This window comes from Streptomyces sp. NPDC045846 (assembly GCF_056431605.1).
In genome coordinates this window covers 346,843-365,997 of the sequence record NZ_JBWKKJ010000005.1, presented here as the reverse complement: position 1 = coordinate 365,997, position 19,155 = coordinate 346,843, and the positions used below count along the sequence as shown (strand labels likewise).

At 70.4% G+C, this 19,155-nt stretch carries 20 protein-coding genes; 9 read left to right on the top strand and 11 right to left on the bottom strand.

Annotation, left to right across the window (positions count from 1 at the left end; translation table 11 throughout):
• Positions 1-46: 46 nt before the first annotated feature.
• Both AC07F3_RS16725 and AC07F3_RS16720 read right to left on the bottom strand, forming a co-directional pair.
• A complete protein-coding gene (locus tag AC07F3_RS16725) occupies positions 47-265 on the bottom strand; it encodes a hypothetical protein (RefSeq protein WP_479114674.1) in 219 nt (72 codons plus the stop codon).
• A gap of 95 nt (positions 266-360) precedes the next feature.
• Positions 361-576, bottom strand: coding sequence for a hypothetical protein (locus AC07F3_RS16720; RefSeq protein WP_479114672.1), 216 nt, complete (start codon positions 574-576; stop codon positions 361-363).
• Positions 577-806: 230 nt separating this feature from the next.
• Between AC07F3_RS16720 and AC07F3_RS16715 the strand changes: the two genes are divergently transcribed.
• On the top strand, positions 807-1,208 hold the full coding sequence (locus tag AC07F3_RS16715; RefSeq protein ID WP_479114670.1) for a helix-turn-helix domain-containing protein: 402 nt from the start codon (positions 807-809) through the stop codon (positions 1,206-1,208).
• Positions 1,209-1,452: 244 nt separating this feature from the next.
• The gene (locus AC07F3_RS16710; RefSeq protein ID WP_479114668.1) at positions 1,453-1,713 is read left to right on the top strand and encodes a hypothetical protein; all 261 of its coding nucleotides are present in this window, start codon (positions 1,453-1,455) and stop codon (positions 1,711-1,713) included.
• Between the two features lie 183 nt (positions 1,714-1,896).
• Here the strand turns inward: AC07F3_RS16710 and AC07F3_RS16705 are convergent, their stop codons facing one another.
• Together AC07F3_RS16705 and AC07F3_RS16700 are read right to left on the bottom strand one after the other, a co-directional pair.
• On the bottom strand, positions 1,897-2,904 hold the full coding sequence (locus AC07F3_RS16705) for a 1-acyl-sn-glycerol-3-phosphate acyltransferase (RefSeq protein ID WP_479114666.1): 1,008 nt from the start codon (positions 2,902-2,904) through the stop codon (positions 1,897-1,899).
• Positions 2,905-2,948: 44 nt separating this feature from the next.
• Positions 2,949-3,851: a patatin-like phospholipase family protein gene (locus AC07F3_RS16700; RefSeq protein WP_479114664.1), complete on the bottom strand. Its 903-nt coding sequence runs from the start codon at positions 3,849-3,851 to the stop codon at positions 2,949-2,951.
• Positions 3,852-4,245: 394 nt separating this feature from the next.
• Here AC07F3_RS16700 and AC07F3_RS16695 point away from each other — a divergent pair, with 394 nt between their 5' ends.
• The 4 genes from AC07F3_RS16695 to mihF all read left to right on the top strand — a co-directional run bounded on the left by AC07F3_RS16695 (position 4,246) and on the right by mihF (position 7,818).
• Positions 4,246-4,911: a hypothetical protein gene (locus tag AC07F3_RS16695; RefSeq protein ID WP_479114662.1), complete on the top strand. Its 666-nt coding sequence runs from the start codon at positions 4,246-4,248 to the stop codon at positions 4,909-4,911.
• Between the two features lie 83 nt (positions 4,912-4,994).
• Complete coding sequence (locus tag AC07F3_RS16690) at positions 4,995-6,050, top strand: LacI family DNA-binding transcriptional regulator (protein WP_479114661.1); 1,056 nt, start codon at positions 4,995-4,997, stop codon at positions 6,048-6,050.
• A 471-nt stretch (positions 6,051-6,521) separates the two neighbouring features.
• Positions 6,522-7,331 carry a SigB/SigF/SigG family RNA polymerase sigma factor gene (locus AC07F3_RS16685; RefSeq protein WP_479114659.1) on the top strand — a complete coding sequence of 270 codons (810 nt, stop codon included), beginning with the start codon at positions 6,522-6,524 and terminating at the stop codon, positions 7,329-7,331.
• A 127-nt stretch (positions 7,332-7,458) separates the two neighbouring features.
• Positions 7,459-7,818 (top strand): integration host factor, actinobacterial type, encoded by a 360-nt coding sequence (mihF, locus tag AC07F3_RS16680; protein WP_479114657.1) that lies wholly within the window; start codon positions 7,459-7,461, stop codon positions 7,816-7,818.
• Between the two features lie 138 nt (positions 7,819-7,956).
• Here mihF and AC07F3_RS16675 read toward each other — a convergent pair whose 3' ends face one another.
• Entirely contained in the window at positions 7,957-8,604 is a 648-nt protein-coding gene (locus AC07F3_RS16675; protein WP_479114655.1) for a fasciclin domain-containing protein, read from the bottom strand.
• A 72-nt stretch (positions 8,605-8,676) separates the two neighbouring features.
• Positions 8,677-10,278 carry a molybdopterin-dependent oxidoreductase gene (locus AC07F3_RS16670; RefSeq protein WP_479114653.1) on the bottom strand — a complete coding sequence of 534 codons (1,602 nt, stop codon included), beginning with the start codon at positions 10,276-10,278 and terminating at the stop codon, positions 8,677-8,679.
• Positions 10,279-10,525: 247 nt separating this feature from the next.
• Here AC07F3_RS16670 and AC07F3_RS16665 point away from each other — a divergent pair, with 247 nt between their 5' ends.
• Positions 10,526-11,110, top strand: a complete 585-nt coding sequence (locus tag AC07F3_RS16665) for a sigma-70 family RNA polymerase sigma factor (protein WP_479114652.1) — start codon at positions 10,526-10,528, stop codon at positions 11,108-11,110.
• On the top strand, positions 11,107-11,862 hold the full coding sequence (locus AC07F3_RS16660; RefSeq protein ID WP_479114650.1) for an anti-sigma factor: 756 nt from the start codon (positions 11,107-11,109) through the stop codon (positions 11,860-11,862). The genes AC07F3_RS16665 and AC07F3_RS16660 overlap by 4 nt, the downstream gene beginning before the upstream one ends.
• A gap of 101 nt (positions 11,863-11,963) precedes the next feature.
• Here the strand turns inward: AC07F3_RS16660 and AC07F3_RS16655 are convergent, their stop codons facing one another.
• The 5 genes from AC07F3_RS16655 to AC07F3_RS16635 form a co-directional block, all read right to left on the bottom strand.
• A complete protein-coding gene (locus tag AC07F3_RS16655) occupies positions 11,964-12,605 on the bottom strand; it encodes a carbonic anhydrase (protein ID WP_479114649.1) in 642 nt (213 codons plus the stop codon).
• 267 nt (positions 12,606-12,872) lie between these two features.
• Positions 12,873-14,012, bottom strand: a complete 1,140-nt coding sequence (gene nicT / locus AC07F3_RS16650; RefSeq protein ID WP_479114647.1) for a Nickel transporter NicT — start codon at positions 14,010-14,012, stop codon at positions 12,873-12,875.
• 221 nt (positions 14,013-14,233) lie between these two features.
• Positions 14,234-15,508: a COG4705 family protein gene (locus tag AC07F3_RS16645; RefSeq protein WP_479114645.1), complete on the bottom strand. Its 1,275-nt coding sequence runs from the start codon at positions 15,506-15,508 to the stop codon at positions 14,234-14,236.
• Between the two features lie 38 nt (positions 15,509-15,546).
• The gene (locus tag AC07F3_RS16640) at positions 15,547-16,815 is read right to left on the bottom strand and encodes a sensor histidine kinase (RefSeq protein WP_479114643.1); all 1,269 of its coding nucleotides are present in this window, start codon (positions 16,813-16,815) and stop codon (positions 15,547-15,549) included.
• Entirely contained in the window at positions 16,806-17,459 is a 654-nt protein-coding gene (locus AC07F3_RS16635) for a response regulator transcription factor (RefSeq protein WP_479114641.1), read from the bottom strand. The genes AC07F3_RS16640 and AC07F3_RS16635 overlap by 10 nt, the downstream gene beginning before the upstream one ends.
• A 356-nt stretch (positions 17,460-17,815) precedes the next feature.
• Here AC07F3_RS16635 and AC07F3_RS16630 point away from each other — a divergent pair, with 356 nt between their 5' ends.
• Positions 17,816-18,814, top strand: a complete 999-nt coding sequence (locus tag AC07F3_RS16630) for an L-threonylcarbamoyladenylate synthase (protein ID WP_479114639.1) — start codon at positions 17,816-17,818, stop codon at positions 18,812-18,814.
• Positions 18,815-19,155: the final 341 nt, after the last annotated feature.

Sequence of the window (19,155 nt, the reverse complement as noted above, 5' to 3'; positions counted from 1 at the left end):
CGACCGCGCGTTCCGCTCGCGCGGCCCGTCGCGGGTGGTGCGCGTGCTATTGAGAAATGTGGATGGCCTGGGTGCCCTCGGAGGACGCGGCCGACCACAGCGAGTGGTCGTTGGCCGCGGCCGACTCGTTGTGCGCGGTCACGTTGGCGACGTGCTTGGTCACGGTGGTGCTGCGGCCGAAGCTGAACTTCAGGCGCCCCAGCGCCTCGCGGCCGGGCAGCAGCTCCGCGCTCTCGGCGTCCAGCTCGTGGTTGTCGATGCTCATGGCATGTCCTTTCCGACGGTGGTTCGTTGTAGGGGGCAGTGCGCGCCGGGCACTGGGGTGTGCCCGGCGCGGTCGTGCGATGTGCGGCGCGGGTGCTACTGGGTGATGGTGATCTGCTGGGCGGCGCTGGACTCCGCGGCCGACCACAGCGAGTGGTCGTTGAGCGCGGCCGACTCGTTGTGCGCGGTCACGTTGGCGACGTGCTTGGTCACGGTGGTGCTGCGGCCGAAGCTGAACTTCAGACGCCCCAGCGCCTCGCGGCCGGGCAGCAGCTCCGCGGATTCCGCGTCGAGCTCGTGGGCTTCCATCATGATGAATCCCCCCTCAGGGATGGTGGGTTGCGGTCCGGCGCGGGCAGATCCCCTGCCGACGATGTCCAAACCGAATGGACGTCCTGTCCAACGAGATTGGACAGTAGTGTCCGTCCGAGCCGCAGCGCAAGCGGTTCCGGAAGACACCCCCAAAGGCGCGGCGACGACGCCCTTAGAATCGGTCCGACGCGGAAGGTTTCCGCCCAACGGCGAGCAGGAAGCGACCATCAGTGGCCAACGCACTGCAACAGATCATCCGAGAGTGCCTGGACCGTGAAGGTTGGTCCTACGGCGAAGTGGCACGTCGCGGCGGCCTTCCCCGCTCCACCGTCCACCACCTCGCGACCGCTGACCGCGTCGTGCGCATGCCCCAGCCGGCCACCCTGGAAAATCTCGCCAAGGGGCTCGGACTCCCCCTCGACACCGTGCGCCGAGCCGCGGCCGAGGCCTGCGGTATCCACATCTACGCCGCGGACCCCGCGGCCACCGACTCGACCCGAGCCGGAACACCGGACGCCGATCCCGAGGTCGAGGTGCTCATCGCCAGCCTCCAACGCCTCTCTCCCGACGACCGACGCCACGTGGCGGCCCTGGTCGAATCCCTCCTGGACCGCTCACCGACGAAGGAGTAGGGCCGACCCATCGCGCTCAACTCACGCCGAACACAGTGGACTTGAGGCACCCCGACCGCTCATCGCGGGACCCGTCCGGGTGCGGGGCGTTCCGGCGTAGACGCCCGGGGGCGCCCGCCCGGTTGCCGGTCCGCACAATCTCGGAGAAAGAATCGACTCGGCCCGAAACGGGCCGCATCCGCCGCTAGTGTCTCCTTCTGCTCGGGGCACGTGAGCCGCACGCCCCAGACTTCCTGGGGGACATGTGCTGTTCGTGCACGGCGGGCCCACCACCGCAGTGGTCAGGGGGCGCACCGGAGAGTGGGTCGTCCTGCTCTCCGGCGAGCTGCCCCCGGTCCTGACCGAACCGGCGATCGCGGAGCTCATCGACCTCGCCGCCGCCGTCCTCGACGGAGAGGAACTGACGCTCTTCCGCCGCTGTCTGGACGCCCTGCGCCAGGGAGCCGCCGGGACTCCGCGCTGCGTGGTGATCGACGGTGCGATCCTGACCGTCTACGACTCCTGAAGGCCCCGGATGCGAGCCCGACGGCGTATGAGGACAGGTTGTCGCGGCCCGTCGGCCGGCTGATGGACCACGCGTACGAGTGGACGCCGGAGCCCGCTCCCCGGCCGTCGGCCCGCCGCCTCTGCACCGCACATGCTCTCGGGAGTGGCCCACGACTCCCCCCGGCGCCGCTACCGGGACCGGTCAGGTCGCAGCGGGCGGGGCCTCGGCAGGGCTGGCCCACTCCCCGGCGATCCAGGCGTCCACCCGTGACCACTGGTCGGTCAGCCAGGCCTCGCGGGCCTGCTCACCGGCCGGTATCGCGCGGCTGGGTACGGTCCACCAGGTGGCGCGTACCGCCGAGCGCAAGGGGATCGACTGCCACAATCGGGACGGCGAGTCGATGCGGTCGAGGCCGGTGTGCGCGACGAAGACGACGGCCGCTCCGGCGTCGCCCGCTCCGGACAGCGCCGCGAGCGATCCCTCCATGCGCGGTGGCAGGACATGGCGCTGTCGGCGGGCGCGCGCCGCTCGCCAGGTCTGGCCGGTGCGGTTGAGCCAGCCGATGGCCCGACGCCTGCGGCGTTCGGTGAAGTTGCCGCCCTCAGGGAAGACGACCAGCGCGTCTCCCGGACGCAGTGCGGCCGCCAACGAGCCGATGACCTGTGAAGTCCCCGCTTCGCCCCGACGCGGGACGAAGCAGTGCGGAAGCCGGCTGAGCAGGAGGTCCATGCACGGGTCCCAGCGGAGGAACTGCTTGAGGACGACCTGGGGGCGCAGACCCGCGCCGCAGAGGAGGGCGTGCACCAGCAGGATCGAGTCCCCGGGGCCGGCGTGGCGGGCGAAGACCACGATGCCGTCGCGGGGCGGGTGCGTCCGCTGCGGGATCGGCGGCCCGACCTCCACCCGCAGCGCGAAAATGCGTTCCGCACAGGCGACCAGGAAGGCCAACAGGCGCGCCAGCACCTGGTAGTTGAGCGTCACCGAACGCTCCTCACGGTCCGCTCCGCCGCCCAGGCAGCGCAGATACACGACGCCCGCCGCCACCACACCGGCAAGGTCGACGACGAGATACACGAGGGCGTAGAGGGCCAGCCGTTGCGGCTGCCAGGCCCGCCCAGGCCGTCCGGCCAGCAGCGACAGCGGGGCAAGCACCACCGTCACGAGCAGCAGGGCCGCGGCGACGGGGATCAGCGCGACGAGTGCGGGCATGCTGAGGCACCGTCTGGCCACATCACGTGCACCGAGCGCGCTGCTCATGGAGCTTCGTCCGTGCGGGGCTTGCCCGCCGCTTCCAGATAGGCGGCCGATGCCTCGTGCGCCAGCTCCATCCGCTGCCCGGAGAGGCCGAAGTCGCGGTGGCGGAACTTGCGGCCCGCGATGTCCTCCCCCTTGCCGGACGCGGCTCCCGTGGGCAGTACGTGCACCTCGACGCCGGGAGGCAGGTCGGCCATGTCCCGGGTGAAGCGGTGTCGGCGGGCGATCTCGAAGGCCACGGCGGCCACCTCCCAAGGCGCCCGGGGCGCGTTCAGCGGCCGTTCGACGCGCCCGACCTGGAGGACGTAGACCGTGCGGGCTCCTGCGGCGACCGCCCGGCCCACAGGAATGCTGTTGATCAAGCCGCCGTCGAAGAAGTGCTCGCCGTCGACCTCCATCGGCGGCAGCAGTCCGGGCACCGCACACGAGGCCATCACGGCCGGGACCAGAGGCCCCTGGGTGAACCAGTGCTCGGCGGCGCCCTCGATGCTCGCCGCGACGCACTGGAAGGGCACTGCCAGATCCTCGATGCGCCGTGCCGGGAGCCAGGTCTCCAGGAGTTCGCGCAGCGGCGCCGAGGAGTAGACATGGGTGCGGTTGCGGGCGGCCAGCCTCAGGCGCTGGAGCACCGACCCGGAGAAGACGCCGGAGCGGCCCAGGTTCCCCCACAGCTCGCCCAGCTGCTCGACGGTCCCCATCGTGGGGTCAGCCGCGATCGCCGCGCCGTTGATGGCGCCGACCGACGTCCCGACCACCAGGTCCGGGCGGATTCCGGCCTCGATCAGCGCCCTGAGCATTCCCACCTCGTAGGCCCCGAGCGCCCCGCCCCCGCCCAGCACGAACGCACAGCGATAGTCCGTCCCCGGCCCCCCGGGCCGCGGTGTCTCGGCAACGTCACCCATACCCAGCGCTTGCCCCGCCCCGGCCGGCCCAATCCATGCCCCGTGCCCACCCGGCGGTCCTGCCCGACAGCGATCCGGCAGCGGCCGCGCCCCGGGCCGAGGCACGTACCCGAACCGGCCGCCTCCCTCAAGCCCCTCCCTTCCCGTACTCCTGCCCGCCGCGACCGACCTGGCACGGGTCTCCATCCCCCCTGACATCCCCTGATCGGGTCCAGGGGCAGAGGCCACGTCCCGCGCCCTGAACCGTTCCCCCGCACTCCGCCGGACACCGTCCCCACGGCGCCAACGGGTCCGCTCCTTCCCGGCACCGCGCAGAGGCCAACCCAAACCTTTGGCTAACTCATTGACCCAAACCTTTGGGTCCGGCATTCTCATCTCCCCGAAGGGAGTGTCGATGAGTCAAGAAGCCATACCGGAACTGGTGCTGCGCCCGGTTCCCTTACGCCAACTGCCCACCATCAGACGGACGTTGATCGCAGCACCGATGATCGGCCTGATCCTGTTGGGGGCCGCCGTCAGGGTGGTCGCGCGGTCCGCCCGGGTCGGCATCGGGGCCGCCGGAGGCGTCCTCATCGTGGTGCTGATGTGTGTAGCCGTCGCCGTCGGGCTGGGCCTGTACAGCTGGCAGCGCTCACGCCGCCAACGGGTGCTCTACGCGAACGGTCAACTGACCTTGATCGACCGCCGGGGCCGGAGCAGCTCCGTCGAACCGATCGCCGCCACCGCCCATCCGGTGCGCGGGTCCAAGGGTGAGTCCGTACTCCTCGTGGTGTCGGGCACGGCGGGACAGACACCGCTGCTGCTGCGTGCGGAGCACTGGGACTGGCAGTACGTCGACAAGCAGGTGTTCCGCCCCGCGGGCTTCACCATCGCCGTGGCATCGGAGACCGACAGCACGCCGCGCGCCCTGCGTACGGCCTACCCGGGACTGCGGCTGCCGTTCTCCGTCGCCCGGCCGTATGTGACGGCGGCCCTGGTCACCGTAGGAATCCTCGTCCTGATCATGGCCGTGGTCGGCCTCGTGTCCCTCCCCTACCTGACGGCGAGCACCGGTTCGTAAAGCCCTACCGGCCGGAGCCGGACTCTTTCCACGTCGGCGAGAATGAGGGAAAGGGACGTGCGGGCCGGGAAGAGGGCGTGGGCATGGCGGGCAAGAACCGACCGGCGACACTGCAGGGCATCGCCGAGCAGTTGGGGCTGCATGTTTCGACGGTGTCGCGGGTCCTCAACGGGCCGGCCGGGGAGAGCGGCCGCGCCGCCTCCGGGAAGACAGCCGACCGCATCCGCAAGCTCGCCCACGAACTCGGCTATCAGCCCAACCCGCACGCCACCAGCCTGCGCACCCATCGCAGCAACCTGATCGGCGTCCTGTTCCCGCGCCTCGCCGAGATCGTCGTGGCGACCATCTACGAGGGTGTGGAGGAGGAGGCAGCCCGGCACGGACTCTCCACCTTCGTCGCCAATACCCGCGACGACCCGGCGGTGCAGCGCGAACGCCTCGCCATGGTCCTGGGCCGACGCGTCGACGGGGTGATCATCGGAGACGCACACTTGGACGGTGCCGCGTTGGCCGACCCGGCCCTGCGCGCCGTCCCGTTCGTCCTGGTCAACCGGCACGCCCCGAAGGCCCAGGACGCCGCGGGACTGATCGCCGTGACCTGCGACGACCACCTGGGCGGCCGCCTGATGGCCGAGCACCTGCTGGCGCTCGGCCATCGCGACGTCGCGGTCATCGCGGGAGAGCCGTTCGCGAGTACCGGAGCCGACCGCACCGCGGGCTTCCTGGAGCGCTACCGCGAGGCCGGTCTTCCCCTGCCCGCGCACCGCGTCCGTCACTGCCCCTTCGACACGCTCGGCGGGCGCGCGGCCGCGACCGAACTGCTGCACCCTCTTGACCGTCCCACCGCGCTCTTCGCCGTCAACGACTTCGCCGCCATCGGCGCGATGGGAGCAGCCCGGGACCTGGGCCTGCGGATCGGACAGGACGTGGCCCTTGGGGGCTTCAACGACACCCCGCTCGCCGCCGAGCTACCGATTCCCCTCACCAGCGTCCACTCCCCCATGGCCGAGCAGGGAAAGCAAGCGGTCAAGCAGCTGGTCCGCCTGATCACCCGTAAGCCCGCAGCTTCCCAGCGCCTGCGACCGGTACTCACCCCCCGCGCCTCCACCGGCCGGCCTGTCGGACCCGACCTCACCTGAACACCTGGGTGCCAGGGTCTCCCGTCCAACAACCCGGCCGGGGCCTGCCCCTCACACGAACTGCTCGCGCACTCGACGCGCCGATTCGCATGAGCAGCCGCCCCATCCACTCGGCGCCGCGACCACCCCAACTGGGCAGTCCCTCCTGCCCACATCCGCTCCGCGGGCACCATCCCGCTCCCCTGGACGTCACCTCGACAGCCATGACCTGCCTCAGCCGCGACGGGGGCCACCGGCGCCGGACCAACGGCCCTGTCTTCAGGCCCTTGAGGCGCTGAGCAGAGCGCCCGGGTCGGACTGCCCCGTTTGCGGGGCGGGGGCCGGGGCAGGCGGACGTCGTGCTTCGGACCGGAGGCACGCTCCGCAGGACCCGTATGTCCTGGGCGCGCTCCCCTTCGGACCTGCCCTGCGCGTATACGGGTTCGGCGGCGTCACCCAGCCACCCCGACGACATGCCAGGAGAGCAGCGCCATGACGATCACCGCCATCAGCCGTCACCGCAGCCATGACGACGCCCCCGACACCGCCGCTGCCTTCGCCCACCTCAACACCCTCGATGAAGGCCCCGAGCGGGACGCGCTGCGCGAGAACCTGGTGGCCCAATGGCTTCCCATGGCACGGCGCCTGGCCGGCAAGTACCGCAACCGCGGCGCCGACCTCGAAGACCTCTACCAGGTCGCCGCGATGGGGCTCGTCAAGGCCGTCGACCGCTACGAAGCCGCCCGCGGCGCCTTCGAGGCGTACGCCGTACCCACCATCACCGGCGAAATCAAACGCCACTTCCGGGACTCCCTGTGGTCCGTCCATGTCCCGCGCCGGGTCCAGGAACTCCGCAACAAGGTCCGCACAGCCCGCAGCGAACTCCAGACCAGCCGGCCCGGAGAGCCGACCATCGCCGAACTCGCCGCCCACACCGGCCTCCAGGAAGACGAGGTCCGTGACGGCATGGAAGCCCTCCAGACGTTCAGGACCCTCTCCCTCGACGCCGAAACGACCGGGGCCGGCGCGGAGGACGGCGACGGGACGGCGCTGGCCGACAGCCTCGGTATCACCGAATCCGGCTTCGACACCGTCATCGACCGCGAAGCCGTCAAGCCCGCCCTGCGCGCCCTCCCGGAACGCGAAGCGAAAATCCTGTACATGCGGTTCTTCCAGGACAAGACGCAGAACCAGATCGCCGACGAACTCGGTATCTCCCAGATGCACGTCTCCCGTCTCATCTCCCGCACCTGCGCCCGGATACGACGCCAGGCCCTCGCCGAGCATCAAGTCGCCGCCTGACCCCGCGGCCCACCCACGCACGTTCACCGCGGCCCGACATGGCACTCCCCCACCACGCTGCGGTGACCGCATCCCCGACCGGCTGCTCGGCATGGAGATGCCGTGGCCACCCTGGGCAGAAGACATCATGACGACCGCCCGACCGCACGACGAGAGGACCACCCCCATGGGCAGCATGCCCCAGCTCAGCCCCGAACAGCGCCAGGCCGCACTGGACAAGGCCGCCGCCGCACGCACCGAACGCGCCAACGTCAAGAGTGCCCTCAAGCGCGGCACCCTTTCGCTGCACGACATCTTCGCCAGCACCTCCGAGGCAGTGCGCAAGATGCCTGTCCGCGCGCTGCTCGAATCGCTCCCCGACATCGGGAAGGTGCGCGCCCAGAAGATCCTCACCGAGATGGACATCGCCGAGAACCGTCGGGTACGCGGCCTCGGCAGCCAGCAGAGGCAACGCCTCCTGGAGCGCCTCGCGATCCGGACCGGCTGAGCGATGCCGGAGTGATGCGACCACCATGGGGCCCCCGCTGATTCGGGGGGTGAGCGGGAGCGTGTGGGTCCGCGGCTGCCGAGGGCCCACACGCTCCCGTCCACGCTTGGTCACCGGCTGGGTGACCGCGCGTCCCGGTTACTTGGGCATGAGGACCGTGTCGATGATGTAGACCGTGGCGTTGGCGGTGGGCACGTTGCCGCAGACCACCTGCGCGGTGTCATTCACCTTGTAGGAGGTGCCGGAACCGGACGTGGTGAGCTTGCCCTTCTCCAGGGTGTCGAAGGACCCGTTGCCCAACTGCTGGGGGGTGAGCCTCTGGCCGACCACGTGGTACGTGAGGATCTTGGTCAGCGTGGCCTTGTCGCCCAGGACCTTGTCCAGGTCGGCCTTGGGGATCTTCGCGAAGGCGTCGTTGGTGGGGGCGAACACCGTAATGTTCTGGGCGTTGTTGAGGGTGTCGACCAGCCCGGCCTTCTTGACCGCGGTGACCAGGGTGGACAGCGCCGGATTGTTGGAGGCGGCGGTGGCGACGGGGTCCTTGGCCATCCCGTCGAACGAACCCGCGCCCTCCTTGGGCACCGACGCGCACGCCGCGCCGAACGGCTTGTCCGTTGTCGATGTGTCGCTGCCGGTCGACTGTGCGTCCGACGGCGCGGCGGACTCCGAGGACGAAGAGGCGTTGTCCTTCTTGCTGTTGTCGCCTCCGCAGGCGGTGAGTGCGAGGGGCAGGACGGCGGCGGCGGTGACGGCGATCGCGGCACGGCGGAATCGCAAGGCAATCATGACTTCTCCAATGAGGTGAACGGGGCCCTCCGGGCCCCTACGGAAGGGGCTGTGCTGGCTCTCGAGCGCGGGTCAGTCCACGGTGATCACCACCGAGTGCCAGCCGCTGGCGCCGTCCGGAATGGTCGGGGCGCGCTGTTCGGTCTGAACCTGCCCGGTGCGGTCGGTGGCCCGGACCGTCAGCGTGTGTCCGCCCGGGGTGGCCTTCCAGGGCAGGGACCACTGGCGCCACGTGTCGGTGGTGTCCTCGGCGGCGAGGTCGGCCCGCGTCCACGGACCGTCGTCGACCCGGACCTCGACCCGGTCGATGCCACGGTGCTGGGCCCAGGCGACACCGGCGATCATCACCGTGCCCGCCTTGGGCCGGGCGAACGGTTTCGGGGTGTCGATCCGGGACTCGGTCTTGATCGGCGCCTTCTTGGCCCAGGAGCGCTTGACCCAGTACGCGTCGTAGGCGTCGAACGTGGTCAACTCCAGGTCCTGGAGCCATTTGCATGCCGACACGTAGCCGTACAGGCCCGGGACCACCATGCGGACCGGGAAGCCGTGCACGAACGGGAGAGGTTCACCGTTCATGCCGAGGGCGAGCATCGCGTCCCGGCCGTCCATGATGTCCTCGACCGGGGTGCCGATCGTCATGCCGTCCACCGACCGGGCCACCAGCTGGTCCGCCGGTCCTCCGCGCGACGGCGGCCGGACGCCTGCCTCTTTCAACAGGCGGCCCAGCGGCACCCCGATCCAGCGGGCGTTGCCCACATAGGGACCGCCGACCTCGTTGGAGACACAGGTCAACGTGATGTCCCGCTCGGTCAGTTGGCGCTTCAGGAGGTCCTGGTAGGTGAGCGTGAGGGGGCGGCTGACGCCCTTGCCGTGGATCTTCAGCTGCCAGGTGGTGGCATCGACCTTCGGGACGACCAAGGCGGTGTCGACCCGGTAGAAGTCACGGTTGGGGGTGACGAACGGGCTGATGCCCGGGGTGTGCAGGACCGCGCCGGAAGGAATGGGCTGGGCTGCGACGGCCGGGCTCGGCAGCGAGACCTTGCTGCGGAAGGCAACGGCTCCCCGGCCGCGAGCGCCGCTCAGCGACCGGCCCAGCACTCCGGCGCCGGCGGAAGCGGCCGCCGCGGCGCTCGCCGCGATCACGAACCCGCGCCGGTCCCAGTCGGCGGACCTCGCGGAGGCCTGGTCTTCAGGCGTCGGACCGGCGTCGGCCGGGGCACCACCTCGCGGGGTGAGGCGACCGACGAGCAGATACAGCAACCCTGCCCCGGCGAGGGAGCCGACCAGTGACGGCAGCGCGTCGGTGGCGGCGGCAGAGTCCGGGCGGCCGGTCGCAGCGAGGGCTCCCACGGCGCCGAACAGCAGCACGCCGGCGGCCCCGGCACGGCGAAAGCACAGCGTGAGGACGCCGAGGACGACGGCCAGCAGGGCCAGAACGGCGAGGATGCCGAGTTGGAGCACGAGCTTGTCGTGGGAGCCGAAGTGCCGGATCGCCCAGTCCTTCACCGCGGGCGGCGTACGGTCGATGGCCGCGCCACCCACGGCGATCACCGGACCGGATTCGGGCCGGACCGCGACGGAGACCAGCTCGGCGACGGCCAGCGCGGCGAACCCGGCCAGCAGCCCGGACAGCGCTGCGAGCGGAAGGCGGATCCCTCTGCTCAGAAGTTTCATCACGGCTCCTATTCGGAACCGAGGCCCAGCGAGATTGGCCGTTCATCTCTTCGGCTGAGGACGTACTCATGATTGACGGAGCCTGCGGGCCTTTACCGGAAGGCACAACCACAGGTGAACGCCTACGTGCTGCCACACCGCGCGGGAGCCGCGACATCAGCACGGGATATTGCCCGCGCGCACCAATCCGACGGCCCGCCGACTCCGAATCACCCGCGCAACCATCAACTTCCGGGAGGATCGCCGGGTGAAAGAGAGCGTGCACATCGGTGGAGTTCGCCAGGTCGGCCCCGACCTGCCCGAACTCCTGGGCAGGACCGCGCGCGGCGACGAAGAGGCGTTCTCCGCGGTGTACGACGCGGTCATCGGCCCTGTCTTCGGCCTGGTGCGCAGCGTGCTGCGAGATCCGGCACAGTCGGAGGAAGTAGCCCAGGAGGTACTGGTCGACGTATGGCGCACGGCGGCCCGCTACGAGCCCGAGCGCGGAGGCGTCATGAACTGGGTCCTCACCCTCGCGCACCGCAGGGCCGTGGACCGGGTCCGCTCCGCCCAGGCCTCGGCCGACCGGGAGAACAAGGCAGCGCTGCTCGCCCAGACCCCCGCCTTCGACGAGGTCAGTGAAGAGGTGGAGAGCCGCCTGGAACGCGAGTCGGTGCGCCGCTGCCTGCGCACCTTGACGGAGCTGCAACGCGAATCGGTCACCCTGGCCTACTACCGAGGGCTGACCTACCGTGAAGTGAGCGAACTGCTGTCCGTGCCGCTCGGCACGATCAAGACCCGCCTGCGCGACGGGCTCATCCGGTTGCGCGACTGCCTGGGGGTGACCGCGTGACGAGCGCCGACCTTCACACACTGACCGGCGCCTACGCGCTGCACGCACTCCTCGACGAAGAGCGCGAGGAGTTCGAGCGCCACCTCGTCGTCTGTGACGCCTGCACTCAGGAAGTGCGCGAACTGGCCGCCACCGCTGGGCGTTTGGGGCTCGCCATGACCGCCACTCCCCCGGCTGCTCTCAAAGCAGACGTGCTCCGCAGGATCACCACCGTGCGGCAGGATCCGCCCCACACCGGATCCCCGGCCTCGGCGGCGCTGCGCGTCGGCCGCAGGCGCACCCTGACCCGGCTCGCACTCGCCGCCTGCCTGGCCGCAGCCGTCGGGCTTGGCGGGATTGCCGTATGGCAGCATCAACAGGCCGACATCGCGCGTGCTCAGGCACAGGCGGAACAGCGGAAGTCCCAGCAACTGGCTGACGTCCTCGCGGCCCCCGACGCCAAGGTCACCACCGGGCAGCTCAAAAACAACGCCACGGGCACGCTCGTCGTGGCGCGCAGCCGCAACCAAGCCGTGTTCCTGGCCGCCGGCCTGCCCCGGCCCCCGGCGGGAAAGGTCTACCAACTCTGGTTCGACGATGCCGGCACCATGCGCTCAGCAGGTCTGATGGACCCTGCAAGGACCACCGAAGCCGTCCTGCTGACCGGCTCCGTCGACCAGGCCTCCGGCATGGGCCTCACCGTCGAGCCCACCGGCGGCTCCACCCACCCCACCACTGCCCCCCTGGCACTCATGGCCATCCCCCGCGTCTGAACCACGCCCCGGGCTCGACCGGGTACGGCCGAGCACCGAGGCACCCCGTGATCGCGCGATCCGCCTGAGCCCGCGGGCGCGACGCCCGCCCGTCGCGGACGTCAGGAGGCAGGGTGAGCCGGCTCCTGCACTCCCCGGGCAGCGACCAGGCGCGCGGTGCCGTCGGCCAGCCGGTAGGCCAGTCCCACCACAGCGGTACGCCCGGCCGCCACCTGGTCGGCGAGGATGCGCGAGCGGTCCAGCAGGGCGTCAACGGTGCGCCGTATGTGCTCTTCCAGGATCTCGTCGTCCTGGTCGCGCCCGGCTGCCCGGGCCGCCAGCACGCTGGGGGTGACGCGTTCCACGATGTCGCGCACGTATCCCTCGGGGAGGGCGCCGTCTTCGACGGCGGCGCGGGTCGCGGCGATCGCGCCGCACGTGTCGTGGCCGAGCACGACCACCAGGGGGCAGTCCAGCACGCTCACCCCGTACTCGATGCTCCCGAGGACCTCCGCACCCGCCACATGGCCCGCCGTGCGCACCACGAACAGGTCGCCGAGCCCCCGGTCAAAGATGATCTCGGCTGCCAGCCGCGAGTCCGAGCAGCCGAACAACACGGCGAAGGGGTCCTGGAGCGAGGCCGTCTGGGTCCGTCGGGCGGCGTCCTGGTTGGGGTGCTCCGGACTGCCGGTGACGAACCTTTCGTTGCCCGCGAGCAGGATTTCAAGGGCCTCACGGGGTGTCATCTTCTGGGGAGCGGTCATGGCGGCAGCTTACGGCCAGAGCCTCGGCGGCATCGACGCAGGGCAGTCCCTCAAGGCCGACGGGCCTGCCGCAAGAAGCTGCGACGGGCCCGTCGGGCTGTCCAGACGTGCGCGGGGTCGGCTGAGGATTGCGTGGCGGGACCGTGCCCGCCTGCGCCGGTGAGGGGCCGAAGAGGACGGCAGCACGTGGGTCGGGACTCACGCGCGGGCGCCGGCGAGGAGACCGGCCAGTCGGGGCGCGAGGGCGTGGGCCTGGTCAGCGGCGTCTCACTCGGCTTCCTGGCGCGCAGGGGTCAGCCCGGCCGTCCACTTCTCCTCGATGCGGCCGAACTTCCACACGGCCATCGCGATCAGCCAGGTCGCGAAGAACAGTGCGACGATCACGAACCCGATGACGTTGAGGTCGAGCCCGCCGACCCAGTCCCAGAACGGGCCGTGCAGGTCGAGCTTGTCGGCGAGCAGACCGAGCAGTTCAACGGTCCCGATGATGAGCGCGACCGCGACCGACAGGCCCGTGATGGTCAGGTTGTAGTAGACCTTGCGGACAGGCTTGGAAAAGGCCCAGCCGTACGCGAAGTTCATGAAGCTGCCGTCGATGGTGTCGAGCAGCGACATCCCGGCGGCGAACAGGACCGGCAGGCACAGGATGGCGTACCAGGGCAGCCCCGAGGCCGCCCCGGAACCGGCGAGGACCAGCAGGGCGATCTCGGTGGCGGTGTCGAATCCGAGGCCGAAGAGCAGGCCCATGGGGTACATCTTCCAGGGCTTGTCGACCGACTTCATCAGGCGCCCCAGGAGCCGGTTCATGAAGCCGCGATTGTTCAGCTGCTCTTCCAGGGCCGCCTCGTCGAAGTCCCCGGCGCGCATCTTGCGGAAGACCTTCCAGATCCCCACCAGGATCAGGAGGTTGATTCCGGCGATGAGGTAGAGGAAGACCCCGGACACGGTGGTGCCGATCAGGCCCGTGACATTGTGCAGCTGCGAGTTGTCGTCGCGCACGGGTCCCGCGAGTGCCTTGACGCCGAGGGACAGCAGGAAGGCCAGGCCGAAGACGACGGAGGAATGGCCCAGCGAGAACCAGAAGCCCACGGACAGCGGCCGCTGCCCCTCGTTCATGAGCTTGCGGGTGGTGTTGTCGATGGCGGCGATGTGGTCGGCGTCGAAGGCATGCCGCATGCCCAGGGTGTAGGCGGTGACGCCGATCCCGATACCGAAGGACTTCGTCCCGATGCTGTAGTGCTCGGGCGCCACGATCGCGACCAGCGTGAACCATCCGATGACGTGCAGGGCCAGGACGAAAGCCGCCATCCCGCCGAGCCGCGTCCACTCCTGGCGCGTCATGGACGCCCGCAGACGGCGCAGCCGGGGTCCGCTCGCGGGCGGTGCGGATGTGGGGGCGACGGTCATGCCGGATACTGCTTTCTGCTGTGCGGAAGGGCCGCAACCCAGCCAATTGCGAATAGTCCGCAACTGCAACCATGGTGCAGTAAAGCTCCCGCAAGACCCCCACCTGCTCGTCGCCCTTCCCCCGGGCCGTGGGGACTCCCTCGGCCCGGGGCAAGGCGACGCGAGTTCTCGGTGCGCCGCTCCGGGTCCGCCGACGGTGGCGCAGCCGGGCGGGGCGGTGCTCAGCCCAGGTCAGCCAGGAGGACGCTCAGTTCGCTCTCCTGCTGCACCGGTGGCATCGGCGGGTTCGCATGGTCGATGCCGAAGGTCTTGAGCACCTTGTCCATCTGGGCGTCGACGGAGGTCCAGCCGGTGTCGTCCAGCGGCTGGAGTGAATCCTGGTCGGCATCCCACAGGTCACGCAGTGACTGGGCGGCCGCGTGGGCCCCGGCGGTGTTCCCCGAGCGTGTGTCCGTGAGGGAGGTGGACGCGAGGGCTCGCAGCGCGGCGACCTTCGCGGACGGGAAGTTCTTCACCGCCTGGCCGGGGGCCAGCTGAACGGCGGAGGTGGTGTCGGTCTCCGGTGCCGGGCCGACGTGCGGCTGGCTGTGGGCCCAGGCCAGCAGGGCCGCGGTCGCGACGGCCAGCACTCCGAAGCCGGCCAGCGCGATGCGCTCCCTGCGCGGGTTGCCCACGGTGTGTGCGGCATGAGTCGCCTCGTGGGTCTCGATGACGTCCGAGCGGGTCACCGTCAGATAGACCACCGTCGCCAGGATCAGCCCGAGGAAGATCAGGCTGGTGGTGAACGTGCCCAGTGCGATACCGGTGGGGTCGCCCGGGTTCTGGGCGACCTTGGGAGAGGCGAGCCAGTCGCCAATGTTCGCGCCCAGCGGGCGGGTCAGGACGTAGGCGAGCCAGAAGGAGAGCACCGGGTTCGCACCGTACTTCCGCAGCGCCGCGATCGCCGCGATGAGGCCGAGAGGCAGGAGCACCGAGACGCCCGGGCTCCACCCGGTCAGCTCCAGAGTCCAGTCGCCGGTCGCGGTGCCGAGCGCGAAAGTGACCAGGACGGTCAGCCAGTAGAACGACTCCCGGGGGAGCGTGGTGACCGCGTGGATGGACAGCGTGCGTTCACGCAGCCACCACACACCGAAGACCACCGCGAGCAGCACCGAGAAGACGGCGGAACTGATCCACAGCGGCACGTTCAGCTGGTCGGTCAGGATGTCGGTGTACAGGGTGCCGGTAACGCTGACAACGACCACGGTCAGCCAGTAGGGGAAGGGGACGTATCGCTTCAGCCGCAGTTGGACGGCCAGAACCACCACGAAGAGCCCGGTGAAGATCCAGGCCGTGTTCACCAGGCCAACGCCCAGCTGGGTGTTGATCCAGTCGGCGAAGCTCTCCCCGACCGTCGTGCAGAGGACCTTGATCACCCAGAACCAGAGGGTGACCTCGGGAACCTTGTTGAGCATGAGCCGCCCGCTCTGCGTGCGTGCCTCGGTTGTCGTCGTCATGCGGGGAGGTTTGCGCGGGGAACCTGCACGCAACCTGACTACGTGGCCGTGCGCGCGGCGGGGAGCGTCATCTCGATGTGGCCGCGGCCGTCCGCGATCGCGCGGACCTCGACCCCTGCGGAGGCCGCGAGGCGCCGGACCACCGACAGCCCCAGGCCGCACCCGTAGCCGCCGGTCACGCCCGCTTCGAAGACCCGGTCGAGCTCGCGAGGATCGAAACCCGGGCCGTCGTCCAGGACGTCGACCACCATGGCCCCGCCCTGGAGTCGCGCGGTGATCCACACCCGCGACCGCGCATGGCGCAGCCCGTTCTCCAGGAGGGGCGCCAGCAGTGACTCGGCGACGTCGGCCGCTACGGCGACTTCCGCATGCGCGGGAAGGGCGACCTCGACCGCGCGGCCGGCGATCGCCTTCCGCACGGCGGACCGCAGGTCACACCGCGTGCCGGAATCGGTGCGTGCGCGCGCGGCGCGCAGCAGCGTCGTGATAGCCGCCTGGAGGCGGTCGACCTCGGTCAGCACCGTCTTCGGCGCCACCGGCTCGCCGGACAGCTGGGCCAGCTGCGCCTCGCCCCGTAGAACCGTGAGCGGTGTCCGCAGCTCGTGGGCGATCTCGTCGGTGAGCCGGCGCTCGTCCGCCAGCGCGTGGTCGACGCGCTCCAGGAGGCCGTCCAGGGTCTGCCCCAGTTCCCCGAATTCGTCGCGCGGGACTCCGAGGTTGAAGCGGCGCCCGGGTTCGTGATGACTCCAGTCGTTGGCCAGGGATGCCATCTCGTGCACCACCCGCAGCGCGCGGCGCACCACAAGGTGCGCGACACCGCCGGCGAGGAGGATGGCGAGGCCGCCCAGGATCAGCGACAAGGTCAGGCTGTGCTGCTCGGATGTCTCGTACGGCGTGAGGTCCACCCGGACGATCACCATGACGTGGTGGCCGTCGAGCGGAATCGCCTGCGCGTACAGGAGGTAGTGCGCGACGGTTGAGGTCTGCTCGCGCCCGGAGTGCGCCAGCGTCTCGACACGCTCGACCATGCCGGCCGGTACGTTCCCGTCGATCAGGCGACCGTCGGCGTAGACCCAGGCGACCTCGTCCAGGGCCTCGCTGCTGTTCTCCGTCAGCACGACCCGCCCGTCCACCTCGGTGACATTCGCCGCGACCGCCTCGGCGCGGGTGCGCGCCAGATCGTGCGCATCGGCGTCCGTCACCCGGCTCAACAACACGTGGGAGACCACGACCAGGATCGCGACGACGGCGGTGGCGATGAGCACGGTGAGCGCGACGACTCTCCTGCGGAAGCGCGTCACTGCCATCGGTAGCCCACCCCACGGACGGTCGCCAGGCGCTCGGCCACTCCCAGCGGACCGAGCTTGGTCCGCAGCCGACGCACGAAGGAGTCCAGGGTGTTGTCGCTGACGTGGGCCCCGTGCGGCCACCCGGCGGCGAGGAGCGCGTGACGGCGCACCACCTCACCCTGGGAGGCGATCAGGCGGCCCAGCAGCCGGAACTCCGTCGGGGTCAGGTCCTCGCTCACCGAGCCGTGGGTCACCACGTGTTTCGCCGGGTCGAGGACCACCTCGCGTGGTGCGGGCGCCAGCGTGGCCCGGCGCAGCAGCGCACGGACCCGGACCAGCAGTTCCGGGATGTCGAACGGTTTGGTCATGTAGTCGTCGGCGCCGGCCTCGAACCCGTCCACCTTGTGATGCAGGCCGTCCAGGGCGGTCAGCATCAGCACCGGCGCGTCGATGCCACGCGCCCGCAGGGCCAGGCACACATCGCGTCCGTCGGCGTCCGGCAGCCCCAGATCCAGCACGACCAGCTGGGGTGGCGGTGTGAGCTGCCGCAGCAGACTCTCCGCCGTGGCGGCAACGCAGACACGGTGACCGTCGTGCTCCAGGGCGCGCTTGAGAAGACCACGAACCGCCGCGTCGTCTTCGCACACCATGATGCAGGCCACGCGCCGACCCTAGATACTTCCGATCCAGTTCTCCATCTGCCCTGCTCAGCCAGGGCGACGACACCGGCGGCCTCCAAGGCGGCGATCTGACTCGTACGAGGGACTGTTCTCGCTTGTCGGTACGCGGCCCGGCGGCATCGATAGCCTGCCGGGACGGGCAGGCCGAGGCCGCAGGACACGGCGCCGGCCAGGCGCGAGAAGGCGGACAGGCGGCGGGGCTCGGGTCCGAGGCATCTGCTCCGAGCGGGTCTTCGCCCATGAGGGTGCCGCCGGAGCGCCTCGGGCGTCTGTTGGGTACCGTCGGCCGACGTGAAGCTCCGCCCGACATGCCCGCAGAACGTGGAGGGCGGGACCAAATGGAGAAGAGGACTGTGAGCGTGATGGCAAGTATCGGCGACGTCGAGATGGCGGCCGACGTGCTGCGGGCCGGAGGCCTGGTGGCCCTGCCCACCGAAACCGTCTACGGCCTGGGCGCCAACGCCGAGGACCCTGTCGCGGTGTCGCGGATCTTCGAGGTCAAGGGGCGCCCTTCCACTCATCCGCTGATCGTCCACATCGCGAGTGCGGAACTGCTGGACGAGTGGGTGGACGACGTACCCGCGACGGCACGCCTGTTGGCCCGGCATTTCTGGCCGGGGCCGCTCACGCTGGTTCTGCGCAGGGGCCGCCGGGTGCCTCTGAAGGCGACTGGCGGACTGGAGACGGTGGCCGTGCGCGTCCCCGACCACCCCCTCGCGCTCGCGCTGCTCAGGGCGTTCGGTGGCGGCGTCACGGCCCCGTCCGCCAACCGTTTCGGGCAGGTCAGCCCGACCACGGCGGCCCACGTCCGCGAGGAACTCGGTGATCGCGTCGACTTCCTGCTCGACGGTGGCCCCTGCGAGGTGGGCGTCGAATCGACCATTGTCGACGCGACGGGCGAGGTCCCCGTCATTCTTCGGCCCGGCGGGGTGTCCCGGGAGGATTTGGAAGCGGTGCTGGGGCATCCGCTCGCGGTCCCGACGTCCAGCCGTGTCCGGGTGCCCGGCCAGCATCCGTCACATTACGCACCGCAGGCGCGCGTCGTCCTGGTCGAGCCGGAGAACGTGATCGCCGAAGCGGAACGTGCGCAGGAGGAGGGCCGCCAGGTCGGCGTCCTGCTTCCCGCCGCCCTGGCCGACGCTCAGGTCAAGGCGCACGCCGTGGTCACCCTGCCCAGTTCGATGGACGCCTACGCCCGCGAGCTGTACGGCTTCCTGCGCAGCCTCGACCACCAGGAATGCGACCTCATCGTCGCCTCGTTGCCCGCGCAGGAAGGGCTTGGCCTCGCGATCGCCAACCGCCTGCGCCGCGCCGCGGGACCCCGCACGACCGCCTGACGGTAGGAATGGCGCATGGGGCTCCCGCTCCGTCGGAACGACGATGACGACCAGGGGAGAAAGGAACGCACAGTGATCTTCACGACTGCCGCCCAAGTCGCCTCGGCAGCCAGCCCGACAGCGAATCGACTGAACTGGGCGTATTTCTCGGGGAGATCACGTCCGTAGGAGTCGCAGGGCTGCCCCTTCGCCGCAGTGGTCCGATCCCCCAGGACGAGGATCTGCTCTCACTGGCGGGTCGGGACCATACCGTCAGCATCTCCCGCGCTCAGCGGCGGTGGGGCACGGCCGCCGGGTGCTCCCGTGACACCGGGGGCGGCCGTGGTCCTGGGTGGGTGCAC